The organism is Kitasatospora atroaurantiaca, assembly GCF_007828955.1.
Taxonomy (GTDB): Bacteria; Actinomycetota; Actinomycetes; order Streptomycetales; family Streptomycetaceae; genus Kitasatospora; species Kitasatospora atroaurantiaca.
This window is the reverse complement of the sequence record NZ_VIVR01000001.1, coordinates 2,155,427-2,169,649: the sequence shown is the minus strand read 5'-3', so window position 1 is coordinate 2,169,649 and position 14,223 is coordinate 2,155,427. Positions and strand designations below refer to the sequence as shown.

The window sequence follows — 14,223 nt, the reverse complement described above, 5'->3', positions numbered from 1 at the left end:
CCTGCCGGGGTCGGCAACGGGGCGTGGAAGGGCAGACATGCCGAGGATGTACGGATTCGCCGACGCGGCGCGGACGCGCCTGGTCGAGCAGGAGGCGGCTGTGCTGCGCGTTGCAGCCAGTCGCCGCCTCGCAGAACAGCCCTACCCGGCCATCACGGACTGGATGGCCGCCGAAGGGCACCTGACGACGATGGGGAAGCTCTGGCGGCCAGCACGTCTTGCGGAGATCTTGGCCAACCCGGCCGTCGCAGGACTGGTGCGGGAGGATGACGGCACGCTGGTTGAGACCGGCGGTCTGGGCGCAATCACGCGCGAGGTGTTCGAGGATCTGGAGCGGCTGAACGCTTCGAAGCGGCCAGCCGAAGGACGCTCCGACGACAGGGACTACCTCCTTACCGGCGAACTGTCCGCCGATTCCGTCTGCGGACTGTGCGGAATGCCGATTGGCGCCTCACCGTCCAACAGTGGGGCGCGCGGGTATCGCTGCATGCCCAGCACTCGGCAGCACCCAGGAGGTTGCGGCAAGGTGCGGCTCAACGCGGACCTCGGTGAGGCGTACGTGGCTGAGCACGTTCTCGCGGAGCTCATGAAGCCGGAGGTGCGGGCCGTAGTTGAGTCGGCCCGAGAAAGCATCGAGGCGGAGGCCAAGCCCTTGCGGAGGCGGCTCGCCGAGAACAAGAAGGCCCGTCGACTGCTCTCGACGCGCTACGGGCAGTCGGAGCAGGTCGCACGCAGAACCGCTCCCGATGCCGAGGGGCCGGTCGCCCAGGTCGAGGCGGCCAACAATGAGCTTCTGCGCCAGTTGAGGGCTGCTGAACAGGAGCTGGATGCACAGATCCGGCGGGACTCCAGCCGCCTGACCTTCATCGAGCAGCTCGCCTTGCTGCCCCGGGCCGAGGTGCCCGACCTGATTCGCTGGTGGGGTCACGCGCCCTTGCGGTCGCAGAAGGCCCTGGTTGGCGCGATGTTGGAGAGGGTGGCGCTCTACCCCGCCGGTAGGGGGTCGCGGACCGTGGACGGCGACAGGGTCGCCCTGAGGTGGCGGCAATGGGACCAGGAAGCCGCCCGGCGCGCAGAGTGAGCGCCGGGCAGTTCCGGTGTCAGCGGCGTACGACGGCTCGGCGGCTGCCCGCGATGGTGACGCAGAGTCCGATCACGACGAAGAGGACACCGACGCCGGCCAGGGGCGACGAGACAGCCTGCTCAGTCCCCAGTGCCCAAGGGTGAGATACCTGAACGGCGATCAGGTATCCGCCCTTGCTGATGCTGTAGGCGACGCAGGACGCTCCGCCGAGTGCGACCAGGGTCAGTCCGACTGCCGCCATCTGGCGGTCACGCCACGAGTGGACGGCCATCCCCGCTGACAGTACGGAGATCTCCAGGCCCGCGATGGCAAGGAAGCCAAGGTAGGTCAGCAGGTACGCCACGATGGGCAGGTTGTGAGCACTGTCCGTGGTGAACGGGAGGCCAGGATCGTTCGCTGTCCTGAACTGGAACGTCAGCGCGGTGACGACGCTGGCCACGAGCACGACGCGAGCCCACACCCCGCTGGAGACGTACGGCTTCTCGTACATCCAGTCGACGATCATGATTTGAAGGCATGCGCAGAACAGGACGGCGCACAGGTGCGCCACCAACTTTGCCCCGTTTCCCACCCCCGTGGCCCTGTTGAAGACGTCGGCAACCACAGGGACGGCGGTCAGCGATCCGATGAAGCACACGACGACCGCCAAGGCTCGCGACCACCGAGCCACCCGGTAGGTGGGCTGGTCACGCAGTCGGTAGGCATAGCGAAAGCAGATCGCCGCCCCGATCGCTGTCGCCAGGGAGCAGACGCCGAAGATGAGCCCGTCCACGGGGGTTCACAATCCTTCCAGGTCCTCGGCCGCCCTCTGTGCGGCCTCAGCGAAGCTAAGCCGGCGCCGAGGCCGGCCTTGGCGTGGTTGATCGACACCGGCAGGCGGTACCGGGATCTCGGCTACGGAGTCGGCCAGGCCGCGCCTGCGCCGGATCGCCTTCACCGTTTCTATGACTTCAGTGATGTCCTCTACTTCGAGGTCCTGCATCAACCGGACCGCGGTCCGTGCCAAGGGCTGGCTCTCGAAGACCTCGAGCGCCGGCAGGTCTTTGCAGCCGGGCAGCAGGTAGGCAGCCGGAGCCTCGAACGCCCTGGCAAGTGCGGTGAGCGTAGCCGACGTGGGGTTGGTGTTCTTGCCGTTTATCAGGTCGTTGACCTGCGTGTGTGAGATCGCGGGGCGCAGGTAGCCGGGAGCGGTCGACCGGTTCGAGATGTCCCGTGCGCTCGGGATGTGGCCGTCGGGTTCCCGGCGAAGCCTCAGCAGCAGTTGGAGCTTGCCGGCGAGTGTCGGCCCATCCCCCTCCGGCGTTTGAGCACCTGTCATGATCCGTCCCCCACACTGGCCCCATTGCCCATGAGCGGCGCGCCTCTGTCCCCCTTTGGCGCCCGATCGTCCCTGTACGACAACCTTATGGGATCTACTTGACACTTAAATCACGCGGGGCGCAAGATCCTTACTTCCGGGAGGGACGTGTGGCGGGATCGTGAGGTCCGCGCCGCGCTGAATGCTGCCGGTGTCCGTGCGGGGGCGCCGGCGATCAGGGGGAGGTTGTCTCGTGGTCGAGTTGGACGCCGGGCGCATCACTGCGCTCGCAGCCGAGCCGCCGAACGTGCTTCGGCGTGGGGGGTGTGGCGGCGTGGGAGTCCGCAAACAGGCGGAGCAGGTCCTGGCGGCGCTCGCGATCGCAGTCGTGGGCGAAGTCGACAGTGAGGAGCGCGTCGAGGCGCCGTAGGCGCTTTCCGCGCCAACAAAGATAGGTGACACGGTTGATCCCGTTGTGTTAGCTTCATTGGGCTGATCGGGCACTGCAGCCGCAGGAGTCCCGCACCCAGCACGTGCAGCGCCAAGCATCACCAAGCTCTCCTCGCGGGCGGTCGACCCCCCGCGCCCCGCCCGCGAGGAGTCACCGCGAAATCGCGGGTCGGCTTGAGATCTGCCGCTGTGTCCGAACCAGGCCCGCCCCCGACTCGTTCGCGGGGCGGGCCTTCGTCTAGGTAGACGCGCGAGGGGCGCCGTGGTTGCTTCACCGGCTGAAACTGCCGACTTTGACTTGTACTCCCGTCTGATCGCCGAGCGATACGGCCCCCTGTCCCGGCTGCTCGCCGAGGCGCACCCTGCTGGCCCCCCGCCGGCATCCCGTCCCCAAGTGACGGACCTCCCGGGTCCGGACCCTGACGCTGAGGCTCACCGGGCTGCGCTGGATGCCGCACTCTGCCGCCGAAGGAGGTCGACTGGTGGTCGCTGACTACCCCCGCCCGGCCTTTCCTCGGCCGCCCGAGCCCTGGAGCCGGGTGTGCCCGGCCTGCTGCTGTGTCGTCGTCGGCGCAGCTGAGGCGTATCGCCGGCACGCCGAGGTTGGCGAATGTCGAAAGCCGCCGGAATTTACGGCAATTGAATTCCCGAATTAATTCGAGGCAATTATTTGCATTAGAGGTGAATGCGATTAAGATATAAGTATCAAGAAATTGAAAGCCACCGGAAAGTCCGGGGCTGGCGGAAAGGGCAGAAAATGTTCAAGCAGATCGAGCTCGACCAGATCACTGCGAACCCCGAGCAGCCGCGCAAGTTCTTCGACGCGGAGAAGCACCAGGAGCTGGTCCAGTCGATCAAGCAGGTCGGCGTTCTGCAGGCCGTCGCCGTCCGCCCGGTCGAGGGGCAGGGGGCTCCCTACATGCTCGTCATGGGCGAGCGCCGCTGGCGCGCCGCCCAGGATGCGGGCCTGACCTCCGTTCCTGCGCGGGTCATCGAGAACATGGACGACCAGGAGGCGTACATCCTCGCCATCACCGAGAACGTGGTGCGCGCGGACATGACCATCCTGGAGGAGGCCGGTGCGTACGCCGACCTGGCTGCCCTCGGCTGGGACGCCAAGAAGATCGCGGACAAGTTCGGGAAGAGCGAGACCCACATCAAGTGGCGGCTCGGCCTGCTCACCCTGCGCCCCGAGGTCGCCACGATGGTGGACGAGAAGAAGATCAAGCCCAACCTGGCGTGGCACATCGCCCAGTGCAGCCCGCAGCACCAGATCATCGTCGCCAACCGTTACGTGCGCGGCGACTTCGACAGCGAGGCCGACGCAGCCAACTTTGCCCAGGGGCTGCGCATGGCCGAGCAGCAGACCTCGCTGATCACCGAGGAGGCCCCGTCGGTCGAGGATCAGGAGAAGAGGAAGAAGGAGAAGGCGAAGGCGGCGGACAAGCTCACCAGGGTCGAGGCGATCCTGCCCCTCCTGGAGGAGCTGACCAAGCACAAGCCGGAGGACCTGGCGACGATCCTCGGGACCGAGCTCGGCCGGTACGTGCGCGAGATCGACAGGCTGGTCAACCGGGCCACCCTCGCGCGCCGGATCCTGCGCCAGGCGAACGGTCTCGCCGAAGCCAGGGAGACGGTGGCGGCGACGGCCCGTAAGGCCACTGCGGCCGACATCGCCAAGCAGGAGCCTGAGGCCCCCGCGCAGGCTGCGGCCAGGGCCAACGCTCCCAAGTCCGTGGCGCCTCGGGTCCGCAAGCTGGCAGCTCCGGCCCCGAAGCCGCAGGCGCCTGGCACCAAGGCGCCCGCCAAGCCCGCTGAGCCGGTCAAGGCGTGACATCGGGAGGGCGGGCGGCTGCTGGCCGCCCGCCCTCCCCGGCTGTGACGGTTCGAAAATGCCAGGGAATTCCCGCAGGACTCGCTGGCGAATATTGCATGTGTGGGATGGCTGATTGAGTCGGCCGCCCATATGGCGGCGGGACTCCACCTCCCACGGGCCAGAAAGGAAGGGTCGGCGAGATGCTGACATTGTTCACCGCGCGGTTCCAGATGTTCCGCCCCGTTCAGGGGACTCCAGTGCGGATCACCAGGGGGGCGCCGAGGTTCAAGCTCCCCTACCAGCTCACTCACACCGTGCCGGAGCTGGCTCCGGCAGCGGCGTACTTCAACAGCCCTCGGCCCGCGTTCGCGGCGGCCTACCGGGCGGACCTCACCAGGCTGGGTGCTGGCCAGATCGCCGAACGCCTTGGGGGCATCGCCCAGCAGGCCGGCGATCACCGCCTGGTGCTCCTGTGCTTCGAAGACCTCGCCAAGCCGGAGCTGTGGTGCCACCGCCGGATCTTCGCCGACTGGTGGAGCGAGACCACCGGCGACCCGGTAAGGGAACTGGGCCCGATGGCCGGGCCGAGCCCGTACGAGCAGGGGACGCTCCTGTGAGCGAGCAGCCGAACTGGCTGCGGATGACGCCCGAGGACTTCGGCTACGAGCCCGAGGTGGCGGCGCGGCAGGAGTCGTTCCTGGTCGCCTCCGACGTGGATCGGTTCGGGACCATGCCGCTCCCTGAAGTAGCCCCTGAGGCTGCTTGAAGATAGGTTGCACGCTTCGATGTTGAATCGATGAAGTGTGCTAGGTTCCAGCACAGCGCCCGGTCCGGACCCGCCCTCCCGGACCGGGCGCTTTCACGTCCACCCACCCAGGAGGCTCGGCATGTTCCAGGGCACCATCCCCGGCCCGATGCGCTCCATCGTCCGCGAGACCGCGCAGCAGTGGCCGCAGGGGCCGGTCTACATCCCCTGCTGCGGCAACTTCACCATCGAACGGTCGCTGGCGAGCATGGGCTTCGCGCTCCACTCGTCCGACGTGTCCATCTACACCACTGCGATCGGACGATGGCTCACCGGCCAGCCCGCCGGCATCCGACTGCGCGAGGAGTCCCACGACCAGCTCGGGTGGCTCGCAGAGTCCATGGACGATGGCGTGGGCACCGTCGCAACCCTCATGCTCGGCACACGCTTCCTCGCGTCCGTTGACCGCGACGGCCTCTGGCATCAGCGCGTCGTGCGTTCCTACCGCGACCAATGGGAGACCAAGCACACCGAGACCATCGAGAAGCTGTCTCGCACCGAACTCCAACTTGCCTCCTACCAGGCCGAAGACGTCCGGTCCTGGCTCCAGACGGTCCCCAGCGACGCCCCCGTGTGCAGCTTCCCTCCCTTCTACGGCGGAGGCTACGAAAAGCTGTACGAGCCGCTCAACACCCACTTCGACTGGGATGCCCCCGAGTACGCGCCCCTGTCCGACGACGACGTGGTGAGCGTGCTCGGCGCCATCACCGACCGGCCGTACTGGCTCACCGCGTCCAACCACGACGTCGAGGAGCTGCGCCCACACCTGCGGGGAGTCATCAAGGCGACTCCTCGCGCTGCACCGTTCTACGTCTATGCCTCGAAGGCCCGGACCCGGATCGTCGCTCCCCGCCAGCCGATCGAGCCGGTCACAGTCCCCCGCCTTCGTCAGGGCGAGCAGATCGAAAGCCCCCTGACCCTCTCACTCCTCAAGCCGGGTCAGTTCAACGCGCTCCGGTCCCGGTACCTCAACCCTCACATCGCTCCAGGCGCCGCGAACCTCGCGGTCGCGGTCAAGGCCGGCGGCCGAGTCATCGGCGTGTTCGCGATGTCGCCCAGCAGCTACACGCCCGACGAGGTCTACCTTCTCTCGGACTTTGCCGTGGCACCCACCAGCTACCCCCGTCTGTCCAAGCTGATCGTCCTAGCCGCCACCAGCCAGGAAGCACAGCTCCTGTGCCAGCGCGCCTTCTCCCGCCGGGTCCGCGCCGTCGCCACCACCGCGTTCAGCAACAACCCCGTGTCTATGAAGTACCGCGGTCTCCTCAAGCTCACCAAGCGCAGCCCCGCGACCGACGACGCCTGGAAGTTCCAACTCCAATACCAGGGCCCGATGGGCGGCCACGACCTCGCCACCGCCTTCGCCACCTGGACCAAGAAGTGGGGCACCCCCACCACCAACACCCCGGAGACCGCGCCGTGACGGACCATCTCACCCCGCCCACCTACGTCGAGGGCGACCCCCGAGAGCTGACCCTTCTCGACATCAACGCCCGCTTCATGCCGCACGAGCAGTTCCGGCAGCTGGTCGAGAACATCAAGAGGGACGGCTGCCTCACCTCCACCCCGCTCGTGTGGAACGACGCCACCAGCGGGCGACGAATCGTCCTGTCCGGCAACCACCGCACGCTCGCGAGCATCGAAGCCGACCTGCGAACGATCGGCTGGTTGGAGATCACCGAGCCGTTGCCCAGGCAGCGCCAGATCGCCCTACAGCTGTCCCACAACGCGATCACCGGCCAGGACGACCCGGCGATCCTCAAGGAGCTGTACGACGAGCTGGAGTCCGTCGAGTGGCGGCAGTACACCGGCCTGGACGACAAGGCGCTCGACCTCCTGGAGAAGGTGGACGTCACGGGGCTCGGCGAAGCGAACCTGGACTTCGCGAGTGTCCAGATCATGTTCCTGCCCGATGAGCTGGAGCGCGCCGAAGCCGCCTTCGACGCGGCCCGCTCAACAGCCAGCGCCGACGCCCGCTGGCTGGCCGGCCTCACCCAGTACGAGCCGATGCTCGACGCCCTGGAGACCTCCCGCGCCGCCTACAAGATCGGCAACAGCGCGACCGCCCTCGGCGTCATCCTCGCCGTGTTCGAACGCCACCTGGCAGAGCTGGCCGACGGCTGGTTCGACGCCACCACGGGGGAGCCGACGCGGGGCGGCACCGCACCTGTCGAGAGCGTCCTCGGAGTCCGTGACCTGCCGGTGGAGACCGCCGCCGCGCTACGCCGCGCGATCAACCGCCTCGTCAAGGACGGCAGCGTGCCCGAAGCCGAGCCATGGCGAGCCCTCGACATCCTCGCCGCCGACCCCGGCGCAGCCGAACCCCAGTAGAGCGACCAGGAGGTGAGCGGTGGCCGCGAACACGGCCGAGCCCTGGGAGCGGCAGGAAGGCGAGTCGGCCCAGGCGTTCGAGGCGTTCGCCAAATATCGCGACATGGGGCCCGCGCGGAGTACAGCGAAAGTAGCGCGGGAGTTGGGTAAGTCCGGCAGCCTCATGGACCGCTGGTCACGCTCGTACGCCTGGGTGCTCCGAGCCACCTCATGGGACCGCGAGCAGGACCGCGTCTTCCTCGCCGAGCAGCGCCAGGCTCGCCGCGACCTGGCCCGCCGGCACGCCCGCCTCGCGCAGGCGTTCCTCTCCAAGGCCGTCGCCCGCCTCCAGACCCTCAGCCCCAGCGAGCTGTCACCCAGCGACCTCCTGCGCTACTTCCAGGTGGCCGCCGACATCGAACGCCGTGCCGTCGGAGAGGAACCAGCCTGGCTGCCGGACGACCCCGACACCGAAGCCCTCGATGTCGCCGAGCTCACCGACGAGGAGCGCCGCGCCCGCATGGACCAGCTGCGCCGCGAACTCGAGCGCCGCATCACCACGGAGGAGGACACCCCATGAGCCCCCGCCCCCGGAAGCCCACCGGTGGGCGGACCGGCTGGTCCCGTCGTCGAGGAGTCGAGGCCTTCGCCAACCCGTCGGTGATGAGCCTCCAACAGTTGCAAGCCGAAGTTGCAGCCCTGGTTCGCGCCGACGACATGTCGCGGCGTCGCTGGGCATGTGACCGGCCCGACTGCGATGGTCTTCCCCACGCCGGTTGGCTCCACAACCACGCCCGCGACTCCCAGCGCGTTCCGGTGTGGGCGTGGACGGTCTGGATGCTGCTGACCGGCCGAGGCTGGGGCAAGACCCGCACGGCCGCCGAGACGGTGAAGGAGTGGGCCAAGACCCCCGGACTGCAGATCGCCGTGGTCGCCAAGAACGCGACGCTCGTGAGGGACATCTGCTTCGACTCCCCGAAGTCGGGCCTACTGGCGATCATCCCGGCCGAGGACATCGCCCGGTACAACTCCAGCCTCGGCGAGACCACGATCCGACTGCGCAACGGCACCGTTATCAGGGGATTCGGCGCGGAGACGCCGGACAACCTGCGCGGCTGGGCGTTCGACAAGGCATGGTGCGACGAGTACGCAGCCTGGTCTCGGAACACCGCGCAGGACGTCTACGACATGCTGTGGTTCTGCCTGCGCGAGGCGGACACCCCGCAGATGCTGATCTCGACCACGCCCAAGCCGCTGCCGCACATCAAGCGCCTGGTCGAGCGTGGCCGACGCCAGGAGCAGCGCCACCAGGAGGGCGGAGACGCCCCGCGCGTCGTGCTCACCCGAGGGCACATGCGCGACAACGACGCCAACCTGTCCCCGGCCGCCCGAGCAGAGCTGGACGAGCAGTACGCCGGCACGCGACTCGGCCGACAGGAGCTGTCCGGCGAGCTGCTCGAAGACGTCGAAGGCGCGCTGTGGCAGGGCTGGATGCTGGAGGTCGAAGGGTTCCGGCAGCACAGGGAGAACCTTCCCGACATGGAACGGGTCGTTGTCGCCGTGGACCCGGCCACCAAGAGCCACGAGAACGCCGACCACACCGCCTTCACCGTGGCTGGCCGGGGCTGGCCGCTCACCACCGCCTACGGCGACAACCGGCCCCGCGGGTACGTCCTGCACGCCGAGCAGGACCGGTTCACGCCCACCGCCGCGATGCGCCGTGCCGCCGAGCTGTACCACGAGTACCAGGCCGACTGCGTCGTGATCGAGGCCAACAACGGCGGCGACTACCTCCCTGCCCTCCTACAGGAAGTCGACCCGCGCGTCAGCTGGCGGATCGTTCACGCCACCCGAGGCAAGCGAGCCCGAGCCGCCCCGGTGGCGCAGCTCTACGAGCAGTCCCGCGTCCACCATGTCGGTGCCGCCCGGCTGTTCGCCGAACTCGAGGAGCAGATGACGACGTTCGTCGGCCAAGGCGAGACCGAGGACTCGCCGGACCAGCTCGACTCGATGGTCTGGGCGCTGTGGGACCTGTTCCTCGACCCGACTATGCCGGTGCCGCGCTCTCAGGATGACAAGCGGCTCGCCGGCCGGCGTTAAGCAGAGGTCAAATACCCTGGATCGCGAAGTAGACAACGCCGACTAGATTAGCGAGAGATCCGACAACCAAGATAATATCCTTTCCGCGCTTCTGCTTTTGGGCTTCATATTGGCTGGGGTTGCCCCGGAAGTAAACCCAAAGAAATAGCAGCAGGCCGATAATGAGCGAGAAGCTGCAAACAAAGGCGGAGCGCCACGTGAAGGTAAAGGCAGAGACGGCGAATCCGATGATGGGGGAAACTACTACCCCGAAGGCTGTGGCCATATCGATGCCCCAGCCAACTAGATGCTTGAGTGATGGCGGCTGAAGGCTAACGGGAAGTTTTGAGATGTCATCGTCAGACAGCTGAGAAAGTCGCTGCCGCTCCCACCCAGAAGCCCGCGTGCTTGCTATCCCCGACCAAACAGATCCGCTGATGTTTAGGGCTAAACCGGCTGCGAAAGATGCAGCTGCGGCTAATGATGAGGTGTCCTCCGGGCTCATGTACATTCCACTCGCAGGATAAGATCTGCATAAATTTCGCTAAATATCTGCGCCGCAGGTGTAGAAACTTTAACCTTGACCTTTTGATACCCGGAGGGGGCTGCCGGGGCTCCGCCGTGGCTGATCTCCTCCTTAACGTGCACCGGCGGACGGTTGCCCACATATGGCGGGATGTCCAATCCCTTGCCCCATTGCTTTCCGGCTGTAAAGTGAAGTGGCCCAACGCCGTCACATAGGGCACTGAGCGTCACGCCCACCTCGATTGCGGCGTAGTTTGTCAAGAATACATGATGCAGGCATGTATTCCCGGCTTTCATCGACGTTCCGCTGCAGTCGATCTCGGTTGCGGTCTGAACTTCATAGAGCTTCGACGACTTTGCAGTTACCGTCATGTGAACCAACCCTCAGTGTTCAGCAGTCTTACGCGAGGGAATCGTTGCAGCAGTTTTGCGGCGTCATCGGTAATTAGCTCGGCAAACTGTGAAATTGCCTTGGTGCCTGTGCGAAATAAAAGGCTCTTTAGGCTCGACGCATCAAATGCTTCTGCAATTATCCCCAGTTGGCTCGGAATCCTGCCCCCGCCCTCTAGGTGCCTTGAGGTTTCCCAGGTGATTGCCAGCCGGGGGAAATTGAGCCGGGCAAATAGGATAGATTCAGGGTTCTTTTTGGTGAGGTCAAGTAGTGTTTCGGGGTTTAGCTGCCTGTGTTCATCGGCCCCGACAAGTAAAACAATGGCGGAGCTGGGGCGCACTCTTGCTTCGCCAATAATTGTTTGGTCGATAATGTGCGCGATCAGTTCGGTGCCGTAGCTCGTTGACCATAGGAATGAATAGCAATCCTCAAATCTCCCAACCGATACGAAATCGCCGTCGGATTTCTTTGAAGAATATGCGGTAGTTCGAGGAGTAAGTGACTGTTTCTTGAGTGTGGCGGGCATGGTGCTCTCCTCGATCTCGATTCTCCCCTCGAGCTCGCCCACAGCGGCAACAGCCTTGGCGGATGGTGACGGACCGGCCGAGACCGGACCACCGAAGATGTCGATGCGGTTACCCTCGGCCAGCGTCACGATGGCGCGCTTGGTGTCCATGCGCTTGCCAAAGCCCGTCTTGGACCGCTTGCGCTTGCCCCGACGGTTGAGCGTGTTGACAGCCTCGACCTTGACCGAGAAGACCGCCTCGACGGCCTGCTTGATCTGGGTCTTGTTGGCACCCGGCGACACGACGAACGTGTACTTGTTCTCGTCGAGAAGGCTGTAGCTCTTCTCGGAGATGACCGGCTTGATCAGGACGTCACGGGGGTCCATGAACGTCTTGCTCGTGATCTCTGCAGCCATCAGGCGGCGCTCCCTTCGAGCTCGCCCTCAGCGGCCACAGCCTTGGCGGACGCGGCGGGACCCGCCACGAAACGCTCGAAAGCAGCCTGGGTGAAGACCACGTCGTCGGAGACGAGCACGTCGGTGAGCGCACCGCGCAGGGCGGCGGCGATCATCTTCTTCGGGGTTCGCTGCGAGTAGTCGCGCGGCACGGGACCGTGCACGACGCCACCACCGGCGAACTGCGGCGCACGGGTCGAGCCCTGACGGGCGCGGCCGGTGCCCTTCTGGCGGTACGGCTTCTTGCCGCCGCCGCGGACCTCGCTGCGGGTCTTGGTCTTGTGGGTGCCCTGGCGGGCGGCAGCGAGCTGAGCGACGACGACCTGGTGCATCAGCGGGATGCTGACCTTGGCGTCGAAGATCTCAGCGGGCAGCGTAACGCTGCCGGCCTTGTCGCCCGAGGGCGACAGGATGTCAACAGCCGTAGTGCCCGCCTTCTTCGAAGCTTGATCCGCCGCGAACCGGGTGCTGGTGCCCATCTATGGGTAAGTCCTTCCGCTGAGCCGCCACTCACGCCAAGGGATATCGCTGCTCGTCGGTAGCAGCGCGGAGCCACACGTCGCGGCGTGGCGAGCCAGCAACGCACCATTTCCATCTTCACCTCGCATCACATCCAGTCGCACGTTGGAGGACCGCGATGGGCTTAGCGAGTGGGCAATTCCACCCAGACAGAGGCACTTGCGAGCCGTAAGCTACTGGCCGGCGTGGGGCCGACTGTCTGGAGGAGCACTGTGGGCCTGCACTCCCTCGTGATCGACGCCTGGAGCTGGCTGAACTACAAGGGCGCGATGAACGACCCCCGGCGCCCAGGTGTCGGCGCCTTCCCTGAGCTGGCTGCCGCCTGGCTGCCCGAGGATGACCTCCGTCGGCTCGCCGCATACAAGCTGCTCGCAGCCTACGACTCGAACCAGGCCGGCCAGCTCACTGCAGCCGCTGGCGACGACTCCGCGCTGGAGCGGCGCGAGCTCGGCGACGCGGCAAAGTTGGTGGACACCGCGCTTGGCTACCTGCTTGGCTCCGAGCAGCACATCGTCGTACCTGGCGCCGAGCACGCGGAAGACGATCAGCCGCCGCAGGGAGCAGCCGAGGCAGCCGCCGCGCAGGCCCGGTTGAGGCAGTGGGCGGAGGACGAGCTACTGGCCCTTCGCATGCAGCAAGCGGAACGCACAGCAGTTCTTAGCGGCGACGCGGTGTACGTGCTGGCGTGGGAGCCTGCCAAGGGGCGGCCGACGCTGCGCAGCTACGACCCAGGCTTCTACTTCCCGCAGTGGGACGACGACGAGGACACCGAGTTCCCGGCCCGTGTCCACCTCGCATGGGAACTCCCGGAGGTACCAGAGCAGGGCCTGAAGGCCAGGGTGCGACGGATCACCTGGGAGATCGGTCCAATTGAGGCCGCCGACCCTGGAACGGGCGGCCATCTGGTCCCGGCTGCTGGCGACATGATCGACCAGAGCGGTCGGCTCGTGCGTGCCTACCTGTGGGATCAGGAGCGGCTGTCGGCGGTGACCTGCTACCTGACCGACGCCGAGTGGAACCTGGACGATCTGCGGCGCGGCCAGTCCGTCTACAACCTGCCTCGGGCCAAGGCTCGGTTTCGTACCCGCCCCGACGGGCAAGTCCTCGACCGGCTGGACCTGCGGATCGACTTCATCCCGGTTATCCACCTGACCAACTCCATCCCGCACGCCGGTGACCGCTGGGGTCAGTCCATCCTTGGGAAGGTTCTCCAGGGGCTGGACGAGCTGGCGGCTACGGACTCAGATGCCGCGTCGGCGAGCGCCACGACGGGCACGCCGATCATCGGCCTGGCCGGTGCGCAGCTGCCCCGGGACCGTACGACGGGCCTCCCAGTACCGGTTGAGGTGCGCGCCGGTGCGGTGTGGCAGCTCGGCGAGAGCGGCCGGATGGATGCGCTCGACACCTCGCCCCAGCTGGCCGAACTTCGTGCACGCAGTGAGCACTTGATGGACCGTATCGCGTCATCGTCCAGGCTTACGGCCGCTGGCCTCGGCACGCTCGACCCGTCCAACGTGCCGTCGGGCTACACGCTCCAGCTTGCCCTTGGTCCGCTGGACTCCCTTGTTGCGTCGATGCGGCTCGCCCGCGAGCACAAGTACAAGCTGCTGCTTCGCTTCGTTCAGCGGCTGTTCCAGGCGGGGCAGGCCGAGGGCTGGCCGGGTGGCGAGACTGCTGTCGCCCGCATTGCCTGGGGCCCGCACACGCCGACGGACAGAGCGGCCGTACTGGACGAGGTGGTCAAGGCTACCGAGGCCGGAGTGCTCTCCCTGGAGACCGGCGTCCGGATGCTCATGGACGCCGGCTACCCAATCGAGGACGCCGCGGAGGAAGTACCGCGCATCCAGGCCCGCTCCTTTGACGCTGCGGCCCGGCTCGCCGACGCTACTGGCGACAATGGCGCGGTGCGGAGGTACCTAGGCATGCCGGACGCGGGGACGGAGATCCCCATGGTGTCGGGCCCAGGTAGGGCTGAGCCGTAGATTC

Annotated in this window: 15 protein-coding genes and 1 pseudogene; 10 read left to right on the top strand and 6 right to left on the bottom strand. The window is 66.5% G+C overall.

What is annotated here, in order from left to right; genetic code table 11:
• The first annotated feature begins 46 nt into the window (after positions 1 to 46).
• The gene (locus tag FB465_RS09820) at positions 47 to 1,081 is read left to right on the top strand and encodes a recombinase family protein (protein WP_145789519.1); all 1,035 of its coding nucleotides are present in this window, start codon (positions 47 to 49) and stop codon (positions 1,079 to 1,081) included.
• Positions 1,082 to 1,100: 19 nt separating this feature from the next.
• Here FB465_RS09820 and FB465_RS09815 read toward each other — a convergent pair whose 3' ends face one another.
• Both FB465_RS09815 and FB465_RS09810 read right to left on the bottom strand, forming a co-directional pair.
• On the bottom strand, positions 1,101 to 1,856 hold the full coding sequence (locus FB465_RS09815; RefSeq protein WP_145789517.1) for a hypothetical protein: 756 nt from the start codon (positions 1,854 to 1,856) through the stop codon (positions 1,101 to 1,103).
• Positions 1,857 to 1,862: 6 nt separating this feature from the next.
• Complete coding sequence (locus tag FB465_RS09810) at positions 1,863 to 2,402, bottom strand: hypothetical protein (RefSeq protein ID WP_145789516.1); 540 nt, start codon at positions 2,400 to 2,402, stop codon at positions 1,863 to 1,865.
• Positions 2,403 to 2,634: 232 nt separating this feature from the next.
• On the opposite strand from FB465_RS09810, the gene FB465_RS35695 reads away from it, so the two are divergent.
• The 8 genes from FB465_RS35695 to FB465_RS09785 all read left to right on the top strand — a co-directional run bounded on the left by FB465_RS35695 (position 2,635) and on the right by FB465_RS09785 (position 9,862).
• On the top strand, positions 2,635 to 2,811 hold the full coding sequence (locus FB465_RS35695) for a hypothetical protein (protein ID WP_170290543.1): 177 nt from the start codon (positions 2,635 to 2,637) through the stop codon (positions 2,809 to 2,811).
• A gap of 777 nt (positions 2,812 to 3,588) precedes the next feature.
• Positions 3,589 to 4,665 carry a ParB/RepB/Spo0J family partition protein gene (locus FB465_RS09805; protein WP_170290542.1) on the top strand — a complete coding sequence of 359 codons (1,077 nt, stop codon included), beginning with the start codon at positions 3,589 to 3,591 and terminating at the stop codon, positions 4,663 to 4,665.
• Between the two features lie 182 nt (positions 4,666 to 4,847).
• Entirely contained in the window at positions 4,848 to 5,264 is a 417-nt protein-coding gene (locus FB465_RS09800) for a DUF488 family protein (RefSeq protein ID WP_145789513.1), read from the top strand.
• Positions 5,261 to 5,413, top strand: a complete 153-nt coding sequence (locus FB465_RS35690; RefSeq protein WP_170290541.1) for a hypothetical protein — start codon at positions 5,261 to 5,263, stop codon at positions 5,411 to 5,413. Before FB465_RS09800 ends, FB465_RS35690 begins: the two co-directional genes overlap by 4 nt.
• A 121-nt stretch (positions 5,414 to 5,534) precedes the next feature.
• A complete protein-coding gene (locus FB465_RS09795; protein WP_145789511.1) occupies positions 5,535 to 6,875 on the top strand; it encodes a GAF domain-containing protein in 1,341 nt (446 codons plus the stop codon).
• A complete protein-coding gene (locus FB465_RS09790; protein ID WP_145789509.1) occupies positions 6,872 to 7,783 on the top strand; it encodes a ParB N-terminal domain-containing protein in 912 nt (303 codons plus the stop codon). Before FB465_RS09795 ends, FB465_RS09790 begins: the two co-directional genes overlap by 4 nt.
• Before the next feature lie 19 nt (positions 7,784 to 7,802).
• Positions 7,803 to 8,342 carry a hypothetical protein gene (locus FB465_RS35685; protein WP_170290540.1) on the top strand — a complete coding sequence of 180 codons (540 nt, stop codon included), beginning with the start codon at positions 7,803 to 7,805 and terminating at the stop codon, positions 8,340 to 8,342.
• Positions 8,339 to 9,862 carry a phage terminase large subunit family protein gene (locus FB465_RS09785; RefSeq protein ID WP_170290539.1) on the top strand — a complete coding sequence of 508 codons (1,524 nt, stop codon included), beginning with the start codon at positions 8,339 to 8,341 and terminating at the stop codon, positions 9,860 to 9,862. Before FB465_RS35685 ends, FB465_RS09785 begins: the two co-directional genes overlap by 4 nt.
• 7 nt (positions 9,863 to 9,869) lie before the next feature.
• Here FB465_RS09785 and FB465_RS09780 read toward each other — a convergent pair whose 3' ends face one another.
• From FB465_RS09780 to rplD, 4 genes and pseudogenes are all read right to left on the bottom strand, one after another.
• On the bottom strand, positions 9,870 to 10,346 hold the full coding sequence (locus tag FB465_RS09780) for a hypothetical protein (protein WP_145789506.1): 477 nt from the start codon (positions 10,344 to 10,346) through the stop codon (positions 9,870 to 9,872).
• Entirely contained in the window at positions 10,343 to 10,738 is a 396-nt protein-coding gene (locus FB465_RS09775; RefSeq protein ID WP_145789504.1) for a hypothetical protein, read from the bottom strand. The genes FB465_RS09780 and FB465_RS09775 overlap by 4 nt, the downstream gene beginning before the upstream one ends.
• A gap of 623 nt (positions 10,739 to 11,361) precedes the next feature.
• A pseudogene (rplW, locus tag FB465_RS09770) lies at positions 11,362 to 11,679 on the bottom strand (50S ribosomal protein L23); the annotation flags it as partial.
• Positions 11,679 to 12,197: a 50S ribosomal protein L4 gene (gene rplD, locus FB465_RS09765; RefSeq protein WP_145789502.1), complete on the bottom strand. Its 519-nt coding sequence runs from the start codon at positions 12,195 to 12,197 to the stop codon at positions 11,679 to 11,681. The pseudogene rplW and the gene rplD, both read right to left, overlap by 1 nt.
• Positions 12,198 to 12,449: 252 nt before the next feature.
• Here rplD and FB465_RS09760 point away from each other — a divergent pair, with 252 nt between their 5' ends.
• Positions 12,450 to 14,219 carry a hypothetical protein gene (locus tag FB465_RS09760; protein WP_145789501.1) on the top strand — a complete coding sequence of 590 codons (1,770 nt, stop codon included), beginning with the start codon at positions 12,450 to 12,452 and terminating at the stop codon, positions 14,217 to 14,219.
• Positions 14,220 to 14,223 lie beyond the last annotated feature (4 nt).